The sequence below is a fragment of the Streptomyces sp. NPDC049915 genome (assembly GCF_040656475.1).
In the GTDB taxonomy this organism is placed as follows: domain Bacteria; phylum Actinomycetota; class Actinomycetes; order Streptomycetales; family Streptomycetaceae; genus Streptomyces.
On record NZ_JBFAMH010000006.1, the window covers coordinates 1 to 18,379 of the forward strand.

The 18,379-nt window shown below is 74.2% G+C and carries 16 protein-coding genes; 9 read left to right on the forward strand and 7 right to left on the reverse strand.

The window, feature by feature from the left end; translation table 11 throughout:
• The first annotated feature begins 315 nt into the window (after positions 1 to 315).
• Together AB0J12_RS12110 and AB0J12_RS12115 are read left to right on the forward strand one after the other, a co-directional pair.
• Entirely contained in the window at positions 316 to 552 is a 237-nt protein-coding gene (locus tag AB0J12_RS12110) for a hypothetical protein (protein WP_361632579.1), read from the forward strand.
• A gap of 169 nt (positions 553 to 721) precedes the next feature.
• The gene (locus tag AB0J12_RS12115) at positions 722 to 1,249 is read left to right on the forward strand and encodes a hypothetical protein (protein WP_363264183.1); all 528 of its coding nucleotides are present in this window, start codon (positions 722 to 724) and stop codon (positions 1,247 to 1,249) included.
• Between the two features lie 251 nt (positions 1,250 to 1,500).
• Here the strand turns inward: AB0J12_RS12115 and AB0J12_RS12120 are convergent, their stop codons facing one another.
• Positions 1,501 to 2,868 (reverse strand): MFS transporter, encoded by a 1,368-nt coding sequence (locus tag AB0J12_RS12120; RefSeq protein WP_363264184.1) that lies wholly within the window; start codon positions 2,866 to 2,868, stop codon positions 1,501 to 1,503.
• A gap of 408 nt (positions 2,869 to 3,276) precedes the next feature.
• On the opposite strand from AB0J12_RS12120, the gene AB0J12_RS12125 reads away from it, so the two are divergent.
• Positions 3,277 to 4,302, forward strand: a complete 1,026-nt coding sequence (locus tag AB0J12_RS12125; protein ID WP_363264185.1) for an NAD-dependent epimerase/dehydratase family protein — start codon at positions 3,277 to 3,279, stop codon at positions 4,300 to 4,302.
• Complete coding sequence (locus AB0J12_RS12130) at positions 4,299 to 5,249, forward strand: glycosyltransferase family 9 protein (protein ID WP_363264186.1); 951 nt, start codon at positions 4,299 to 4,301, stop codon at positions 5,247 to 5,249. The genes AB0J12_RS12125 and AB0J12_RS12130 overlap by 4 nt, the downstream gene beginning before the upstream one ends.
• A gap of 97 nt (positions 5,250 to 5,346) precedes the next feature.
• Here AB0J12_RS12130 and AB0J12_RS12135 read toward each other — a convergent pair whose 3' ends face one another.
• On the reverse strand, positions 5,347 to 5,913 hold the full coding sequence (locus AB0J12_RS12135) for a hemerythrin domain-containing protein (protein WP_363264187.1): 567 nt from the start codon (positions 5,911 to 5,913) through the stop codon (positions 5,347 to 5,349).
• Positions 5,914 to 6,183: 270 nt separating this feature from the next.
• Between AB0J12_RS12135 and AB0J12_RS12140 the strand changes: the two genes are divergently transcribed.
• Complete coding sequence (locus tag AB0J12_RS12140) at positions 6,184 to 7,344, forward strand: CoA transferase (RefSeq protein ID WP_363264188.1); 1,161 nt, start codon at positions 6,184 to 6,186, stop codon at positions 7,342 to 7,344.
• Positions 7,345 to 7,385: 41 nt separating this feature from the next.
• On the opposite strand, the gene AB0J12_RS12145 is transcribed toward AB0J12_RS12140, so the two are convergent.
• Positions 7,386 to 8,276 carry a hypothetical protein gene (locus tag AB0J12_RS12145; protein WP_363264189.1) on the reverse strand — a complete coding sequence of 297 codons (891 nt, stop codon included), beginning with the start codon at positions 8,274 to 8,276 and terminating at the stop codon, positions 7,386 to 7,388.
• Positions 8,277 to 8,472: 196 nt separating this feature from the next.
• On the opposite strand from AB0J12_RS12145, the gene AB0J12_RS12150 reads away from it, so the two are divergent.
• From AB0J12_RS12150 to AB0J12_RS12160, 3 genes are all read left to right on the forward strand, one after another.
• Complete coding sequence (locus AB0J12_RS12150) at positions 8,473 to 10,056, forward strand: hypothetical protein (protein WP_363264190.1); 1,584 nt, start codon at positions 8,473 to 8,475, stop codon at positions 10,054 to 10,056.
• 259 nt (positions 10,057 to 10,315) lie between these two features.
• Positions 10,316 to 11,641 (forward strand): lipase family protein, encoded by a 1,326-nt coding sequence (locus AB0J12_RS12155; RefSeq protein WP_363264191.1) that lies wholly within the window; start codon positions 10,316 to 10,318, stop codon positions 11,639 to 11,641.
• Between the two features lie 51 nt (positions 11,642 to 11,692).
• Positions 11,693 to 11,914: a hypothetical protein gene (locus tag AB0J12_RS12160; RefSeq protein ID WP_363264192.1), complete on the forward strand. Its 222-nt coding sequence runs from the start codon at positions 11,693 to 11,695 to the stop codon at positions 11,912 to 11,914.
• Positions 11,915 to 11,982: 68 nt separating this feature from the next.
• Here the strand turns inward: AB0J12_RS12160 and AB0J12_RS12165 are convergent, their stop codons facing one another.
• On the reverse strand, positions 11,983 to 12,312 hold the full coding sequence (locus AB0J12_RS12165; RefSeq protein ID WP_363264193.1) for an ANTAR domain-containing protein: 330 nt from the start codon (positions 12,310 to 12,312) through the stop codon (positions 11,983 to 11,985).
• Between the two features lie 460 nt (positions 12,313 to 12,772).
• Here AB0J12_RS12165 and asnB point away from each other — a divergent pair, with 460 nt between their 5' ends.
• On the forward strand, positions 12,773 to 14,614 hold the full coding sequence (asnB, locus tag AB0J12_RS12170) for an asparagine synthase (glutamine-hydrolyzing) (protein ID WP_363264194.1): 1,842 nt from the start codon (positions 12,773 to 12,775) through the stop codon (positions 14,612 to 14,614).
• A gap of 7 nt (positions 14,615 to 14,621) precedes the next feature.
• On the opposite strand, the gene AB0J12_RS12175 is transcribed toward asnB, so the two are convergent.
• From AB0J12_RS12175 to AB0J12_RS12185, 3 genes are read right to left on the reverse strand one after another with little or no spacing between them, the layout of a single operon-like run.
• Positions 14,622 to 15,404: a maleylpyruvate isomerase family mycothiol-dependent enzyme gene (locus AB0J12_RS12175; protein WP_363264195.1), complete on the reverse strand. Its 783-nt coding sequence runs from the start codon at positions 15,402 to 15,404 to the stop codon at positions 14,622 to 14,624.
• 45 nt (positions 15,405 to 15,449) lie between these two features.
• Positions 15,450 to 17,342 (reverse strand): DUF2264 domain-containing protein, encoded by a 1,893-nt coding sequence (locus tag AB0J12_RS12180; RefSeq protein ID WP_363264196.1) that lies wholly within the window; start codon positions 17,340 to 17,342, stop codon positions 15,450 to 15,452.
• A complete protein-coding gene (locus AB0J12_RS12185) occupies positions 17,339 to 18,370 on the reverse strand; it encodes a hydroxyacid dehydrogenase (protein ID WP_363264197.1) in 1,032 nt (343 codons plus the stop codon). The genes AB0J12_RS12180 and AB0J12_RS12185 overlap by 4 nt, the downstream gene beginning before the upstream one ends.
• Positions 18,371 to 18,379 lie beyond the last annotated feature (9 nt).

Here is an 18,379-nt window from a genome sequence, read left to right on the forward strand (position 1 = left end):
GTCCGCCCGCAGCGGCCGGCACCGGCACACTGAGCGCTCGTCGGGAACGGGCGGCCGGACCGAGGACGGACACCCCCCACCCCGGCCCCGACCCACAACGAACCGAAGGCGCCAGGCACGCCACGACGCACCGCAACGGGCCGCCGCAGGCACAAAAGGGGCGCGGGAACGACGCGACCAGCCACAACGAAACCCGCACCCGAAACACGACCCGGCGCCGCAGGCACCGGCAGGCAAAGGCGTGTGGCAGCACCCCGCACGGGTACCCGCCCGTCACACGGACGGCAACCGCTGAATCGGACGGAGGATGCCCGCATGACCAGCAACACGGAGACCGGCGGCGTCACCGGCACGCAGGACAAGGACTACAACCTGATCTGGTACGTCGAGGCGTGCCTGAGCAACGCGCTCCGGCTGGAGAACTACATCCAGGACGCCGAGCGCGAGAAGGACACCGAGGTCGCCGACCTGTTCCGCAAGGCCCAGGCGGACAGCCGCAAGGGCGCCGAGCTGGGCAAGGAGCTGCTGCGTGCGCGGCTGAGCGGCAGCTGAACCCCGCGGACGAGGATGGGCCCGTATCCGGAGAAGGGTGCGGGCCTTTTCGCGTCCCGTTGCGGTGGATGTGGTCGAAACCACGCCGTCGGCGGGGACCGGGGCGGCGGGGGCAGGGGCTACCGTTCTGTGCATCCCCCTTCCTCCAGCGGCTTCGGACGGCCTCGCAGTGCACGCAGACCTCTCCCCGCTCATCGCGGCGACCTCCCACTGGCTGACCAGCGCCTACCCGGCCTGCGGCGGCGCGCTCTCGTCCGCCCTGTGCGAGGTCCAGGCCCGGCAGGCCGTGACGGTCGCCGCCTGGCTGCGCTACCCGACCGTGATGGACGCCGCCCTCGTCGGGATGGCGGGGCCCGGTGGCTCGGCCCGGCTCGACTGGATCACCGGCGCGGACGGGGCCGCGGCGGCGGACGGCGATGAGGACGCCTGGCGCAGCTGGGTCGACGAGGTCGTGGCCAGCTGGGCGGCCTGCCTGCTGGTGGACGCGGAACTGGCCGCGCTGGCCGTGGCCGCGCTCATGGAGGGCGATCACGCGACCGGCCTGCCGGTGGAGTTCCGCCGCCTGGTCACCCCCGACGACGGCGACCGCCGCGCTGCGGCACTGCTGCGGCACCCGGATCTGCTCGCCCCCGTGGCCGAGCTGCACCACGCCCCACTGCTGGACCTGCTCCGGCCGGGACAGGCACTCATCGCCTGAGCGAGGGGCGCCGCCGGTTGATCTCCGGCGGCCGCACGGGCCTCGCTCATCCAGCCGAGGCCCTCACCCCGCAGAATGCCCTCACCTCGGTAGAGGGCCCGGGCCCTCATCTCGCAGAAAGCTCTCGCCTCGGTAGACGGCCCCTCACCCCGCAGAAGGCCCTCACCTCGGTAGAAGGCCTCCGCCCGGCGCAATGCCCCCGCCCCGGTAGAAAACCCTCGCCCCGGAGACCCCACCCCCCGGAGAAAGCCTCACGCCGCCGTGCTCAGCGACTCGCGCCCGGTCAGGTCGCCCTCCTGGGGCCGCAGGGTCACCGGCGTCGTGGCGCGGCGGTCGCGCAGCAGCAGGCCCGCGCCGATCGTGCCGGCGATGAGGAGACCGCCCGCGACCAGGGCGCCGCGCGCGCCCGCCCACTCCATCAGCAGACCGAGCGCCGGCGGCCCGCCGAGGCCCCACACCGTGCCGATGCTGCCCCACACGCCCAGCACCCGGCCGCGCAGATGGGCCGGCGGGTCCGTCTGGAGCACGGCCGTGCCCGCGGTGTCGGAGACGGACTCCACCACGGCCATCGGCAGCACCATCACCAGCAGCACCGCCAGCGACGGCGACAGCCCGGCGATCGCCTGCAGCAGCCCGCCCGCGGCGGCCAGCATGCCCACCAGCCACACCGACGGCCGGTGCAGTCGTGCGCCGAGGACCGCGCCGAGCATGCCACCGACGGCGAGCACGGTGGAGACGGTGCCGAAGGAAGCCGCGCCGCCCGCGAGGGGTCCGGTGACGAGGACGGCGAGCGTCAGCTGGTAGTTGCGGCCGAAGACCGCGCTGATGCCGGTGATGCCGGCCAGCGCCAGCAGCCTGGGCCGGCGGGCGAAGAACGCGAGCCCCTGCCGCACGGTCATGTCCTGCCCCCGGTCGCGCCGCGGCGCCGTGGCCAGGCGCGCCGCACCCTCGCCGCGCCCGGGCGCCCCGGGTGCGGGTCGCAGGAAGGGGATCACGGCGGCGACGAACAGGAACGACAGTCCGTTCCCGGCGTACGCGGCGGCCGTCCCGAGGAAGCCGACGGTGACGCCCGCCAGGGCCGCGCCGGTGAGCCGGCCGGCGTTGTGCACGAGGGCGCCCACGCCGATGGCGGAGGGGAGGTCCTCCACGGGCACGAGGTCGTTGCCGAGCAGGGCGCACGCCGGTCCGTCGACCGTGGCGACCAGGCCCGTGACGGCCGCGAGGATCATCAGCGAGGTCATGTCCAGCCGGTCCAGCGCCACCAGCAGCGCCGTCACGAAGGCCACGGCCCCGAGCAGTGCCTGGCTGACGGCCGCCGTCACCTTCCGTGGCCAGCGGTCGACGGCCGCGCCGCCCACCAGGCTCATGAACAGCGCGGGCGCGGCCTGCACCGACATCGAGAGGCCGGTCGCGGCGGCTGACCCGGTGATCTGCAGGACCAGCAGGTTCTGCACGGTGAGCTGCATCCACGTACCGGCGTTGGAGACGAAGTTCGCCAGCGACCACCAGCGCATGCTGCGGTGGCGCAGGGCGCGCCAGGGCGAGCGGGACGCGCGGGAGCGCGGCGCGGCGGCGATGTGGGCAGGACTGGGCAGGGCGGGGTGAGGCGAGGAAGACACAGTGCGGCACTCGAAGACGAGTCGGGGCCCGGAGGGGCGCGTCGGCGGTCACAGGGAACGCCGGCTGCGCTGCACGGTCGTTCGGATGCCGGATCACGGCGCGGACCATCGTGGCAGAAGGGGATGCCGAGTGCTGGCCACCGCCCGCCGAGCGACCGTCCGGAAGCCCCCAAAGGGCCTGAGGCATACGGCATTTGAGAGGCGAGTGGGTTTGCTCACAGAGATCGACGAGCCGGTGCGGGAGCCGCCGGCCGTGTGGCGGCCGTCACCCTGTGACACCTGCGGGACCCCACTGGCCCCACCGACCCCCTCTCCACCAGACGTCAGAGCATGAAAGCGACTCGGAGGGGCACCCGGGAGCGGCGCCAGCGCGGCGGCAGGCACCACCGGGGAAGGAGGGTCCTTCTCATGACGTCGGCACCCACGCTCGGCTCTGCGCCCCCGTGGCGCCGGGCCCTGGTCACGGGGGGAGCCGGTTTCCTCGGCTCGCACCTCGTGACGCGCCTGCTGGATTCAGGGGTCGAAGTCGACTGTCTCGACGATCTGTCGACGGGCCGCCCGGAGAACGTCGCCCCGGTGGCCGACCACCCCGGTTTCCGCTTCCTCGAGCTGGACGTGGCCGACTCCGGCTGCCTCGACATCCTGAGCGGCCCTTACGACCTGGTCCTGCACCTCGCCGGTCCCGCCTCGCCCGCCGACTGCCGGCGCCGCCCGCTGCAGACGCTGGACGCCGGCAGCCTCGGCACCCGCCACGCGCTCGCCGTGGCCGAACGTGACGGGGCCCGCTTCCTGTTCGCCTCCGCCTGCGAGGCGTGCGAACTCGCCGGTGGGTCCGGGGGCCCGTGCACCGGCGACGGACACGCCTATGCCGACCCGGTCGACCCGTGCGGTGCCTACGCCGAGACCAAGCGCTTCTCCGAGGCGCTGGTCGCCGCCCATGCCGGCGCCCGCGGCAGCAACGCCGGCATCGTGCGGGTCTTCGACACCTACGGCCCGCGGATGCGCGCCGACGACGACCGCCCGCTCTCCCGGCTGCTGGCCCAGGCCGAGCGCGGCGAGCCCGTCACCGTGGCCGGTGACGGCAGCCGGACCGTGTCGCTGTGCTACGTCGACGACGCCGTGGACGGAATGCTGCGGGTGGCCGCCGGCCGTTCGGTACGGCCCCTCGACATCGGCGGCGAGGAGCAGGTGCCGCTCGGGGAGCTGGCCCGCCGGGTGATCGAGCTGACCGGATGCGGCGCGCCGCTGGAGTTCGCGGACGGTACGGCCGGCGCACCCGGCCCGCGCCGACCGGACACCGGCTTCGCGCGTGAACTCTTCGGCTGGCGGCCCAGGGTCTCCTGGCAGGAGGGCCTGGAGCGCACCGTGGCCGCCGCCCGGCCCGCGCCCGCCCCCGTGACCGTGGCAGCGGGCGGCAGCGGGTGGCTGTCGTGACGGCGCTCGTCGCACGGCTCGACGGATTCGACGGCGTCCTGCTCACGGGACCGGCCGTGCGGGCGGTGGCCGCTCGCAGCGGTGCCGTCACGATGCTCTGCACCCCCGCCGGAGCACCCGCGGCCCGGCTGCTGCCGCACGTGGACGACGTCGTCGTATGGGAACCGGCCGGCCCCGAGAGCGCGGGAGGCCGCGATGCGGAGCTGCTGCGGCGGCTGCGGACGACGGCGTACGACACCGCGGTGGTGCTCACCCCGTCCGGGCACAGTCCGCTGCCCGTCGCCCGGCTGCTGCGTTCGGTGCGCGGGGCGGCCCGGATCGGGGCCGAGGGGGACGAGTCCGCCGGTGTCCTCGATGTCTGCCACCGGCGCGAGCCCGGCCGGCACGAGGCCCAGGCGGCCCTCGACACGGCCGCCGCGATGGGGTTCCGGCCCCGGACGGGTGACGACGGCCGGCTGCGGGTACTGCCCGCGCCGGACACCGCTCAGCTGACCGGCGGCAACGGGCCGTACGTCGTGCTGCATCCCGGAGCGGCGGCGCGGTCCCCGGAGTGGGGTACCGAGCGCTGTGCGCGGACCGCCGCCCTGCTCGCGGACGCCGGGCACCGGGTCGCCGTGACCGGGACCGCGCAGGAGGCCGCCGTCACCGGGCGGGTCGCCGGTGACACCGCCGTAGACCTGGGCGGGCGGACCTCACCGCGCACGCTCGCCGGAGTGCTGCGCAACGCTGACTGCGTGCTCGCCGGGGACGCGGACACCGCCCACCTGGCGGCGGCCGTCGGCACCCCCGTCGTCTCGCTGCCTTCGAAGGCGGCACCTGTGGGGGACGACCGGGCGCCGTACAAGGTGCCCGCGGTCCTCTTCGGGGACGACACCTGCGCCGGGGCGGAGCGGGAGGCCACCCCGCGGGACATCGTCGAGGCCGTGGGACGGTTGCTGACCGGGTGAGGTGCCCCGCGCCTGCGCGCAACACGAGGTGGTCACGTGGAAAGGGCCCGCCGTCCCCGAGACGGCGGGCCCTTCCCTGTCTGATCCCTGTGTGACGTCAGGCGTGCTTGCCGCGTCCGGACAGGGCGTCCCGGATCCGGTCCACCAGTCCCGTGCCGGGCGCCAGCATCTTGTTCGCCGGCGGCTTGTCCGGCGCCATGGGGTGCGGGCGGGTCGGGGCCATCTTCTTCGCCTGGCGCACCTTGTCGCCCAGCTGGTCGAGGGCCTGCGGGGGGCACGCGGCGCGCAGCTTGGGGAAGAGGTTGCCCTCCTCGTCGGCCACGTGCGAGCGGATCTCGGTCATGAGCCTGCCGATGAGCCGGTCGAACTCCGGGTCGGTCGCGTCGCAACCCTCCAGATCCTTCATGATCTGCTCGGCCTCGGCGTGGTCCTCGAGCTCCTTGTCGGCGATGGCGTCACCGCCGGGCACGTGCTCGCGCACGGCCGGGTAGAGGTAGGCCTCCTCCGCCACCGAGTGCCGTACCAGTTCCATCGTCACCTTGTCGGCCAGGAGCTTTCGGTCCTTGCTGCCGGGCGGCAGCGCCTCGATCTGGCCGAACATCTCCTCGACTTCCCGGTGATCGGTCACCAGTTCGTCGATGACGTTTCCTCCATGGCCAGCCATGTTCTTTCACCTCCGGGGCAGGGCGCGCGGCGGTCCCGGCCGGAACCGCCGTGCGCCACGAGTGCCCCCGCGCCCCCAGGGCTAACGCCCTGCCGGGGCGCGTGACACGTCCGGCCGTGCGGCCGTCCATTGGACACGGCGGCGTGCGGGCAGGGGGCGGTGCGGGACATTCCGTCGAGTGCGGCGCCGCCGCCCCGCCCGGAGAATGACCGCCGCACGCCCCACGTCCCGCCCCGGGCGCGATGAGCGCCCGCTCGGAAAGGCACGCCGATGCCGCACAGCGCAGCAGCCCGCAGTCCTCTGGCCGGAGTCCTCGTCGCCGACTTCGGACGCGTCCTGGCCGCCCCGTACGCCACCATGCTGCTGGCCGACCTCGGCGCCGACGTGATCAAGGTGGAGCATCCGGACACCGGCGACGACACCCGGGCCTGGGGACCGCCGCACGCCCACGGCGAAGCCACGTACTACCTGTCCGTCAACCGCAACAAGCGCTCCGTCGGGCTCGATCTGCGCGACGAGCGCGACCGTGCACGCGCGCGGGAGCTGGTGCGCCGCGCCGACGTCCTGTTCGAGAACTTCCGCCCCGGCACGATGGACAAGTACGGCCTCGGGCCCGGACCGGCGCACGCGCTCAACCCGGGCCTGGTGTACTGCTCGGTGACCGGTTTCGGCGACGGTCCGGGCGCGGCCCTGCCCGGGTACGACCTGCTCGTGCAGGCGGTGGGCGGGCTGATGAGCGTCACCGGAGCGGAGCCGGGGCAGCCCGTGAAGACGGGCGTGGCCGTCGTCGACGTCCTGACCGGGCTGCACGCGGCCGTCGGCGTGCTGTCCGCCCTGCGCCACCGTGACGCCACCGGCGAGGGGCAGCACGTCCAGGTCGATCTGTTGTCCTGTCTGCTCTTCAGCCTCGTCAACCAGGCAGCCGGCTACACCCTCGCCGGCAGCGTGCCGGGCATCCTCGGCAACCGGCATCCCTCGATCGCGCCGTACGAGGTGTTCCGGGCGAAGGACCGGCCGTTCGTCGTCGCCGTCGGCAACGACCGTCAGTTCGCGGCCCTGTGCCGGGGCCTGGACGCGCCGCACCTCGCCGCAGATCCGCGCTTCGTGAGCAACGCCGACCGGGTGGCGCACGTCGGCGCACTCGCCGAGCTGCTGGGAGCGGCGCTGGCCCAGCGCACCGCGGCCGACTGGTTCGACCGGCTCACTCCGCTCGGTGTGCCGTGCGGGCCGGTCAACGACGTGGCCCAGGCGTTCGACCTGGCCGACACGCTCGGCCTGCACCCCCGCGCCACGGTCACCGGACCCGACGGAACGCCGATGGACCTGGTCGCCAACCCGATCGGCCTCTCCCGCACCCCGGCCCGCTACGACCGCCGCCCGCCCCGGCTCGGCGAACACACGGACGACATCCGGGCGTGGCTGGACAGCTGACAGCTGACAGCTGACAGCTCACAGCCCGGCCGGGCCGCGGATCACGCAGGCCCGTCACCGCCCGACCGCCACAGCTGCCCGGTCAGCCCCACCGGGTTGCCGGCCGGGATCAGGCGGCTGCCGAGGACCCGCCGGGCCAGGGGCTCCAGCAGGGCCGCCAGGCGCAGGGCCGCGTCCTCGCCGACGGCCTGCCACGGCTGATGTGCGGCCGCGTCGGTGTGTGCCTCCACCGCCCCGCGCAGCGCGGTGCCTTCGGCGGTGAGGGTGCCCGCGGGGTCCAGCAGGCCGCGGGCGCGCAGTTCCTCCTCCGTGGCCTGCCAGGTGGCGCGGTCCCACTTGCGGCCCTCCCGCAGCAGTGCCGCCTCCGACTCGCCCGCCGCGGCCTTGAGGACCATCGCGGCGACCGGGCCCAGCCCGCTGGTCACCAGCGCGGCGACATGGCCGTCACCGCGGTGCTCCCGCAGCGTGGTCAGCGCCTGCCACAGGCGTACATGCGGCAGCCGGGGCGCGGGCAGGGCCTGGTTCGCGGCTCCGAGCACCCGCCCCGCCGTGTCCGCGGCCGCCGCCGCGGCCCAGGCCAGCTCCGCTGCCTCGGCCACCTCCGGCGAGGACACGGTGTCCGCGCCCAGCACCCGCGTCATCGCGGCGTCCATGGCTTCCTGCCGCGCCGCGAGCACGGCCTCCGGCGTCGCGTACCGCCACGCGTCCGGCAGTGCCCGCGCCACCCGGTCGGCGTGGAAGACGTAGAAACTGCTGGTCACGACCGGTGCCGCCACGGGGCCGAGCGGGGCGGCGCGCAGCGCGAAGTAGCCCATCCAAAAGCCGCGCAACCCGAGGCCGTCGGCGGCGCGCCGGGCCTCGGGGGCGAAGTGGACAAGGTCGTGCACCGGTTCGTACCGCTCCCACAGCACCCGCGCCAGTCCGTCGCTCACTGCGTCCTCCTGTCCTGGGCCGTCGTCCGCCGGCACCGGCCGGTGCCGGACGCCGCCACTGACAGCAGCATCCGCCATGACGACTGTCATAACAAGCACCCTCGTCGGGTGCGGGCAGCGCTCTGTCGACCGGGCCGTGCGGGCCGTACACTCCCAAAGCGCCCACATGCGGGCGTAGTTGACGGGGGGAGCCGCCATGTCCGGGTATCCGTACGGCCCGAGCGGGCCGCAGGCCGTGCCACCGCTGCCGCCCATGCCTCCGGGCCCGCCCGCCCCACCACCCGCGCCGGCGGACGGTCTGCGGGCCGCCGCCGTCGGTCTGCTCAACCTCTGCGGCCTCGGGCTCGGTTACGCACTGCTGCGCCGATGGCTCGCCATGGCCGCCTGCTGGGTGGCGACCGCGGTGCTGCTCCTGGTGGCGCTGCCCGCCGAAGCGGACGGCGTGCCGGGTGCTGCCCTCGTCCTGTACGCCGCGTTCCTGGTGGCCGCCGCCGTCCACGGTGCCCTCGCCGGGCTGCGCACCCCGCTCACCCGGCCGTCCCGCGCCCCCGTCGCCCTGCTGCTCGGCGTGGTGCTGCTCGCCGTACCGGCCGGGGGAGTGGTGCTGTACGACCGTGCCCGCGACGAGGCCGTGGAGAAGATGCTGCTGGACCGGCTCGACGAGGCCGACCGGCTCGTGCGGGCCGGGGGTACGCAGTCCTTCACCGCCGCCGAGTCCGGCTACCGGCAGGCCCTGACCTCCTACCGCGACCTCGACGCGAACCACCCTGGCTCCCGCGCCGCCGGCAAGGTGCCCGACCGGCTGCGTGCCTACTACGCGACGATCGGCGCGCCGTACGAGCGCAAGGACTACTGCGGGGCCGTGGCGCCGCTCGCCTATCTGCGCACGGTGCCGCGGACGATGCCCGCCCGCAGCCTCGGCGCGCTGGCCGCCTGGCCGGACGACCGGCTGGCCACCTCGCTGTACGAGTGCGGGGCGACCGCGCTCGCGGGCGGCGACGCCACGTGGGTGGACCGGTTCGCGGACCTGCTGACCGCCTTCTCCGGCTCGCCGCAGGCCGCGCGTGTCGAACCGGCGGTGCGGGCCGCCGTGGGCCGGGCCGAGCAGGACGTGCGCGGCACCGACCCGTGCGCCGCCGTCGAGCGGTTGCGCGGTCTCGGCGCCCGGATCACCGACCTGTCCGGCAGGAGCTCGGGCGGGCGCGAGGCGCTGGCGCGGGACGCCGGGCGTGCCTCCGGCAGCGCGGACGCGGGCGCTTATCCCTGCGGCGTCGACCAGTACAGGGACGGTGACTTCGCGGGGGCGCAGAAGACCATGGAGGACTTCGCCGCCCGGCACCGGGGCGACCGCAACCGCGCCCTGGCCGAGAAGATCGCCATCGCCGCGGAGGTTGCGCAGACCCTGCCCGCGGCGGGCAAGCACCTGCCCACCACCGCCGGCGGCGGCAGCGTCTCGGTGACCGTCAAGAACGACAGTCCCGACGACATCCGGGTGCTGTACACCGGCCCGGTCACCGGCTCGTTCACCATCAAGGGCTGCGGCAACTGCACTGCGTACTCCTGGAGCAGCACCCTCAATCCGGCGTTCAAGCCGTGCGACGACAGCGGCAAGGACTATCCACAGCGCACCCTGCAACTGCCTCCCGGCACCACCTGGTTCGTGCACAAGCCGGTCGGCGGCACCACCACAGCGGGCTCGGACACGGCCAAGCTGTCCTCCGACTACGTCTACACGGAGTGCGCCTACACGACGCAGAGCTTCGGGTCCACCACCTCCTGAGGCCCGGTTCTGGTACGGGAACTAGCTCTGCGCAGCCGTAATCAGACGCTGAGTCAAATTACTGAACCGTAACCTACCGGCCAGTACCGGCGGTAACCCCAGGCCGGATAGCGTCCCGGCAAGCCACCACCAGCGGTGGCGCGGGGGCGGGTCCGTGGGCGACGGACGCCCCTGCGCCGCCGGCTCCGGGGTGCCCGGGCGACGCGCGGTGCCCGGCACACCGGAGACTTCCTGCCGGCCGCTTCACAGGAGGTTCCCCATGCCCGCATCCAGACGGCTCCTGGCCGTGGCGGTCACCACCGCCGCCTGCCTCGGCGCCCAGGCCCTCGGCGCCACGGCCGCCCGGGCGGCCGACCCGGTCGTCTCCCGGGGCGTCACCATCCCCGCCTTCTACACCCCGCCCGCCGCCCTGCCCCACGCCGACGGCACCCTCGTACGCAGCGAACCGCTCCCGCTGGCCCTGAGCCTGCCGAGCCTGCACGGACCGCTGCCCGGGAAGGCGACGCGGCTGATGTACAAGTCGACCGACGGCAACGGGCAGCCGATGGCCGTCACCGGCGCCTACATCGAGCCGGCGGCAGCCTGGAAGGGCGACGGCCCCCGCCCGCTCGTCGTGGTCGCGCCCGGCACGATGGGCCAGGGCGACCAGTGCGCCGCCTCCCTCGGCCTGGAGCACCCCCTGCGGTTCAACGGCCGCACAGTCTCCGTCGGTTACGAGGATCTGTCCGTCTACCGCCTGCTCGCCTCCGGCACCGCCGTCGTCGTCACGGACTACGCGGGCCTCGGCGCCACCGACCGGCTGCACACCTACGTCAACCGGGTGGACGAGGCCCACGCCGTCCTGGACGCCGCCCGCGCCGCCCGCTCGGTGCGCGGCGCCTCGGTCACCGCCGCCTCCCGCGTGGGCCTGTTCGGCTACAGCCAGGGCGGCGGAGCCACCGCCGCGGCCGCCGAACTGCAGCCCGCGTACGCCCCCGACGTCCACCTCGCCGGAACGTACTCCGGAGCGCCGCCCGCCGACCTGACGGAGGTCACCAAGGGCATCGACGGCACCGAACTGACCGGCGCCCTCGGCTGGTCCCTCAACGGCTTCCTGCAGTCCGACCCGTCCCTGAAGCCCCTCGCCGACGCGCACCTGAACGCCGCCGGCCGGGCGGCCCTCGCCGACCTGTCCACCATGTGCGTCGGTGACGCCCTCTTCCGTTACGGCTACCGGCGCAGCACCCGGTGGACCACCGACGGCTCCTCGCTGGGCGAGATCATCGCCGCCACCCCGAGGCTGCAGGCGTTCCTGGACACGCAGCGGATCGGCAAGCTGAAGCCGGCCGGTCCAGTGCGGGTGGCGACCGGCGTGAACGACAACCTCGTGCCGCACGCCCAGGCCCGCCGGCTCGCCGTCGACTGGTGCGCCCTGGGTGCCGACGTGACGTACCGGCCCGTGAACCTGCCGAACCTGGTCAGCCCGCTGATCAACCACTTCGGGCCGTTGCTCGCCGACCAGGGCGACGCGGTGACCTGGCTGACGGACCGGCTCTCGGGCCGGCCTGCCCAGAACACCTGCGCGAGCCTGCCGGGGCAGCACTGAAAAGGTGCGGGAGGGGATGCGCGGCGGCCATGGGCGGGTGATCCTTGACCCATGTCCGCCCAGCGTCCCGTGATCGTGCATCCGCCGTCCCCGACGGGGGGACGACGTGTGCGGGTGGACGGTGAGATCCTCGGTCTCGCGCACAGCCGGGCGGACGTCGTGGAGTTCCTGCGCCGGGCGGGCCTGGAGATCGAGGCCGAGGAACTGGCCGACTCCCCGCTGATCGACTGGCGCGGCGTGGGCCCCGACGACTGGGGCACCGACCGCCCGTGAGCCGGGCCCGGCAGGCCTGCAGCACCTCTTCCGAGGCCTGCCGCGACCTCTTCCGTGGGTGTGCGCGCTCAGCCTGGGCCGCGCCGGCCCAGTCGTGCCGTCAGGTGCGCCCGCACGTCCGCGGGGAGGACGCCGGTGCGGGCCCAGGTGACGACCAGTTGGGCCACCCGGCGCAGTTTGACGTTCGTGCACATCGACGTCTCGCGCAGCGCGTCCCACGCCTCGGCCGGCGGCACGCGGCCGACCGCGACGACCACTCCGATCGCCTGGTCGATGACGGCGTGCGAGGTCACGGCCTGCCGCAGCTGGGCGACCGTCTCCTCCAGTTCACGGATGCGCTCGGCTGTGTTCTGCGGCTCCCGGAGCGCACCGGGGAGCCGCTCGGCGTGGACGTCCACATGGCCTCCGCGGGAATCGGGAAGGGTGTCTGCGGCCCGGTGTCATGCGCCTGCCCCGGAGGGACACAGGGTAAGCGCGGCGGCGACGGGACCGTGTCGAACGCCGTACCCCCGAGGCGGTCGGGCCTCCTCCACCGTCACATCACCGGCCGCGCTCGGCAACAGCGGCGCACCGGGACGGCTCAAGCCGGGATGTTTTCACAACTCTTTACCGATGGCCGATTCCTGACGACCGACGGCCGGGGCTGAGCCTCCGACGGCTTTCGCGAACGTAAAGCGCGGCTGAAAAGCCCAGGTCGGCCGGTCTGCGCGGGGGACGGCCGCGTTGACCGGCGCCGGGTCGGTGGCGCACGGTCGAAATGTGGATGGCGCATACAACTGATTCGCCGGGGCAACCTCGCTGATCGCGCGGACACGGATCGGCGATGTGCCCCGGCGCACCGGAAGCAGGAGGCGGGACATGTGCGGTATCACCGGCTGGGTCTCTTTCGACCGTGACCTGAACACAGAGCGCACCTCACTGGACGCGATGACCGAGACGATGGCCTGCCGCGGCCCCGACGACGCCGGCACCTGGGCCCAGGGACCGGCCGCGCTGGGCCACCGCAGGCTCGCGATCATCGACCTGCCCGGCGGGCGCCAGCCGATGACCGCCGACACCCCCGAGGGCACCGTCGCCCTGGTCTACTCCGGCGAGACCTACAACTTCACCGAGCTGCGCCGCGAACTCACTGGCCGCGGCCACCGCTTCACCACCGGATCCGACACCGAGGTCGTCCTGCGCGGCTACCTGGAGTGGGGCGAGGCCCTCGCCGAACGCCTCAACGGCATGTACGCCTTCGCCGTCTGGGACGCACGGCACGACAAGCTCGTGATGGTGCGCGACCGCATGGGCATCAAGCCCTTCTACTACCACCCCACCTCCGACGGCGTCCTCTTCGGCTCCGAGCCCAAGGCGATCCTCGCCAACCCGCTCGCCCGGGCCCGGGTGCGCCTGGACGGCCTGCGCGAGCTGTTCACCATGATCAAGACGCCCGGGCACGCCGTCTGGGACGGCATGCGCGAGGTCGAGCCGGGCACCGTCGTCACCGTCGACCGCACGGGGCTGCGCACCCGCGCCTACTGGAGCCTCGACACCCGGCCGCACACCGACGACCGTGACACCACCGTCGGTACCGTCCGTACCCTGCTCGACGACATCGTGCGCCGCCAGCTGGTCGCCGACGTGCCCCGCTGCACCCTGCTCTCCGGAGGTCTCGACTCCTCCGCCATGACCGCGCTCGCCGCCCGGCAGCTCGCCGAGCACGGCGAGAAGGTGCGCAGCTTCGCCGTCGACTTCGCCGGCCAGAGCGATCACTTCGTCGCCGACGAACTGCGCGGCACCCCCGACACCCCCTTCGTGCACGACGTCGCCCGCACCGCGCACACCGAGCACCAGGACATCGTGCTCGACGCTCAGGCGCTCGCCGATCCCGAGGTGCGGGCCAAGGTGATCCGCGCCCGCGACCTGCCCGCGGGCTTCGGCGACATGGACGCCTCCCTCTACCTGCTGTTCCGCGCCGTCCGCGAGCGCTCCACGGTCGCCCTGTCCGGCGAGTCCGCCGACGAGGTTTTCGGCGGCTATCTGCAGTTCTTCGACGAGGAGGCGCGTCGCGCCGACGCCTTCCCCTGGCTGGTGAGCATGGGCCGCCACTTCGGCGAGGACACCGAGGTGCTGCGCCCCGACCTGCTGGACTCCCTCGACCTGTCCGGATACCTCGCCGACGGCTACCGTACGGCCGTCTCCGGCATCGAACGCCTCACCGGCGAGAGCGACTTCGAGTACCGGATGCGGCAGATCTGCCATCTGCACCTGACCCGGTTCGTCCGCATCCTGCTCGACCGCAAGGACCGTGCCAGTATGGCCGTCGGCCTGGAGGTCCGCGTGCCGTTCTGCGACCACCGGCTCGTCGAGTACGTCTACAACACGCCCTGGGCGCTGAGGTCCTTCGACGGCCGCGAGAAGAGCCTGCTGCGCGAGGCCACCGCTGACCTGCTGCCGAAGTCCGTGTACGACCGGGTCAAGAGCCCCTATCCGTCCACGCAGGACCCGAAGTACGCGGCCGCCCTGCAGGAGCACGTCAAGGACCTGCTCAGCCGTCCCTCCCACCGGGTGTTCGACCTCGTCGACCCTGATCGGGTGCGCCGGATGGCCGAGCGCGACGAGCCGGTGAGCACGCAGGCCGAGCGGCGCGGCCTGGAGCGCACCCTCGACCTGGCGATGTGGCTGGACCTGTACACACCCGAGATCGTGCTCGACTGACAGCCGGTCAGTTCAGCCAGAACCCGGTCCGCCGCAGCCACAGGTCGACCAGAAGGCGATCGCCGTGGATCCGGAGGCGGTCGTGGACGGGCCGGCCGTACATGAGCAGCAGCAGGTCGGCGAGCGGGCCGCGCACCGTCGCCGCCGCCGGCCCGCCGGCGTGCTCCCAGCGGGGGCCGTCCGGGCCGAGGTCGACGAACCAGCCCGGCCCGGGGCGGTCGCTCGGCGTGAAGCACAGGCTGCGTCCCTCGCCGAGCAGCGGTTCGGCGCCGTCGCCTGCCTCGTACGCCTCGGGCAGCAGCCCGAAGCCCATCCACACATCGAGCCCGTGCCGGGCGACGGCCGGGTCCAGGGTGGAGGCCGCGCCGACGGTCCGGGCCGCGTCGGCGCGGTGTACGACGGTCTCGAACAGCGCGTGCCGGGCCCAGAACGTCACCGGCTGGTCCGGCATCGCGGTCCACACGCGCACGTCCTCACCGGCGGCCGTGAACGCCTCCACCAGTTCGCGCGCCCCGTCGGCCAGCCAACCGCCGAGGACCGCGGGGTCACAGTCGTCGTAGTGGAAGACGTCGTCGACCAGGTCGTGCGGCACCTCCTGGGTGGCCCGGGTCCGCACGACCGTCTCCGCCCACCGGTGCGCGCCGCCCACGTGCCGCAGCAACTGGCCGAGGTTCCAGGCGGGACAGGTGGGGACGCGGGCGGTGACGTCGGCGCCTTTCACAAGGGCGCGCAACCGGTCGGTCTCGTCGAGGATCGCGGCGCAGTACCGGTCGAGGCTCCAGTGCGTCATCCGCCCACCCTAGGAGAGGTCCCGGGCAGCCTGGAACCGTCGCGGCTACGGCACCTCGTGCACCACCCCGACCGGCTCGAACGCGACCCGGGTGCGCGCCGCGTCATCCGCCCAGACCACCTCGACCGCACGGCTCGTCACGGTCACGTCCCGCACCGCGCCCGCCAGACCGACGCCGTCCCCCGCACCGAGCGCGGCAAGGCACACGTGCAGGGACGTCCCGCCGGCCGCCCCGGTGAGCCGCGGGACCTCGACCCAGCGCGTGTACGCCGTGCCCTGCGGTGCGCGGACGGTCCCGGCAGCGCCGTCGAACCCGAACAGCGGGTGCAGCGCGGAGATCAGGTCCTCCTCCGGGCCGGTGGCCCACCCCGTCTGGGTGACGCGCGCCCCGGCCGGCGCGCCGACCACCCGGTGCACCCGCAGCTCGTACGGCCCCCTGGCCACGGTCACGCTCTCCACCCGCAGCCCGGGGACCATCGGCGGGCCGCCCGCGAACACCGGCCGGTGCCAGGACGCCGCCCAGCCCCAGCCGTCGCCGTGCCCGGCGCCGAGCGGATGCAGCCGGCGCCGCACGCTGCTCCGGTCGCCGACGTGCACCGACAGATGGTTGTCCGCGACGTTGTCCGGAGCGGTCGGCCCGGTCCGCGTCGAGTACGCCTGCCGCCCGTAGTGCGGATCGTCCTCGGCCGCCGTCTCGCCCTCGTGCGGGCGCACATGGTCGCTGCCGTGGTTGTGCAGCCGTACGATCCCGTCGGCGCGCGTCGCCTGCACCAGCAGCCCCGGCGCGGGCAGCGCCAGCACCCGGTCGGCCTCCTCCACCGGCGCCGGCTCTTCCACCGCGGTCCACAGCGCGTGGTCCGCCGGCGCGAGCAGCGCGACGAACGCCTTGGAGGCCCAGTAGGGGGACGCGGGACCGGAGTACGACTGCAGACTCGCCTCGTGCGGCCCGTGCCAGCCCAGCGTGAGCAGCCCGTCCTCGCTCAGCGCCCCGCGCTCCAGGAAGTAGCGCAGGCTGCCGCTCGCCAGCCGCCGCGACGCCCCGGGTGTGAGCGGGCTGTGCCCGGTCAGCGCGCCCAGCGACACGGCGGCGGAGGCCGCGAAGCGGTACGTCAGCGAGCGGCCGAAGTGCAGGGGCGCCCCGTCGGCGCCGAACATCAGGGCGTAGCCCTCCAGATGCTCGCGCAGCCGGGCGCCGTGGAGCTCCAGCATCTCGCGGTCGCCGGACAGGTGGGCGTCCAGGACCGGATACAGGTGCAGCGCCCAGCCGTTGTAGTGGTCGAAGGCCCGCCCGTCGCCGTCGGCGTACCAGCCGTCGCCCCGGTACCAGCCCTCCATCAGCTCCAGCGCCCGTTCCCGCGCCGCGGCGGTCTCCGCGTCGCCGCGGCCCACCGACTCCAGGAACCCGGCGACGGTGTACGGGAAGAGGTACCAGTTGTTCGGCGCGGGCGTGTGCCGCAGCGCCCCGCGCAGCCACTCCTCCGCCCGGTCCTGCACCCCGCCGTCCAGCTGTTTCCACAGCCAGGGCGCCGTCAGCCTCAGACCGAGGGCGACGGAGGCGGACTCCACCATCGGCTGGCCCTGCACCTCGTGGTCGAGGATCAGCGGCCACGACTCGGTGTCGTCCCGCCCGGCGGTGCGGGTGCCCGCGCCGAGCCCCTCGGCGTACCGCTCCAGCCAGCCGTGCGGATCCTCACCGCCCGCCCCGGCGACCCGGAAGGCGGCGGCGAGGAAGGTGCGGGCGTACCCCTCCAGACCATCGGAGCGCACCCCCGACCGGGAGGGGCGGCCGGGCAGGTCCAGCAGTGCGCCGCCCGGCGTGCGCCACCGCCAGGCCGCGGTGAGGAGCCCGTCCGCCACCGCCTCCCAGTGGGCGCGCGTGTACCCGGTGTGCGGGCTGGACGCCCGGTCCGCAGGCGGCAGTTCGAAGGGGATGCTCATGCGAGGAAGGCCAGCCTTTCGCGTCGTACGGGATGGAGGAAGCCGGCGCCCGAGGCCCAGCGGGCCGTCTCGGCGACGGCCAGATCGGCCAGGCGGCGCCACTCGTTGCCCTGGGAACCGGCGAGGTGCGGGGTGATCAGCACGTTCTCGCAGTCCCACAACGGGTGCTCCGGCGGCAGCACTTCGGGATCGGTGACGTCGAGGACGGCGCGGATACGGCCGGCGAGCGCGGCGTCCGTGAGCGCGTCCTGGTCGATCACCGCCCCCCGGGCGGTGTTGATCAGCACCGCGTCGGGCCGCATCGAGTCGATCAGCGTACGGCTGACCAGGCCCCGCGTGGTGGGCAGCAGCGGCGTGTGCACGCTGACGGTGTCCGCACGCCGGAACAGCTCGGCCAGCTCCACGCGGCGCACACCGAGCTCGGCCGCGTCGGCGTCGGTGACGTACGGGTCGTGCAGCAGCACCTCCACGTCGTGCGGGCGCAGCAGTTCGACGACGCGGCGGCCGATGAGCGACGCCGAGAGGATGCCGACGGTGCGGTGGTGGTTGCCGACCGAGCGGGGCGTAACCAGCGCGTCGATACGGCGGCGCACCGCGCGGTACTCGCGGGCCCGCTCCAGGGCGCGCTTGCCGGTGAGCAGGATCATCGACAGCGTGTACTCGGCCACCGGCAGCGCGTTCGCCGCGGCCGCCGAGGACACCTCGATGCCACGCTCCCAGCAGGCGTCGGTGACATGGCCGCGCACGCTGCCCGCGGTGTGCACGACCGCCCGCAGCCGGGGCGCCGCCGCGAGGACCGCCTCGTCCAGCGGCGGGCAGCCCCAGCCGGTGACCAGCACCTCGGCGTCGGCCAGCAGGGCCCGGGCCCGGGCGGTGGTCAGGTCGTCCAGCACCGGCGGGGGCGCGAGGTCGCAGACCGCGCCGAGCGCGGCCAGGGCGTCGGGGTCCAGGACGGCCGCGGCGGCGGCCCGGGACATGGCGAGGACGGTGCGCGGGCGAAAGCCGGGGCCCGGCGATGACACGGTCATGGATCTCCT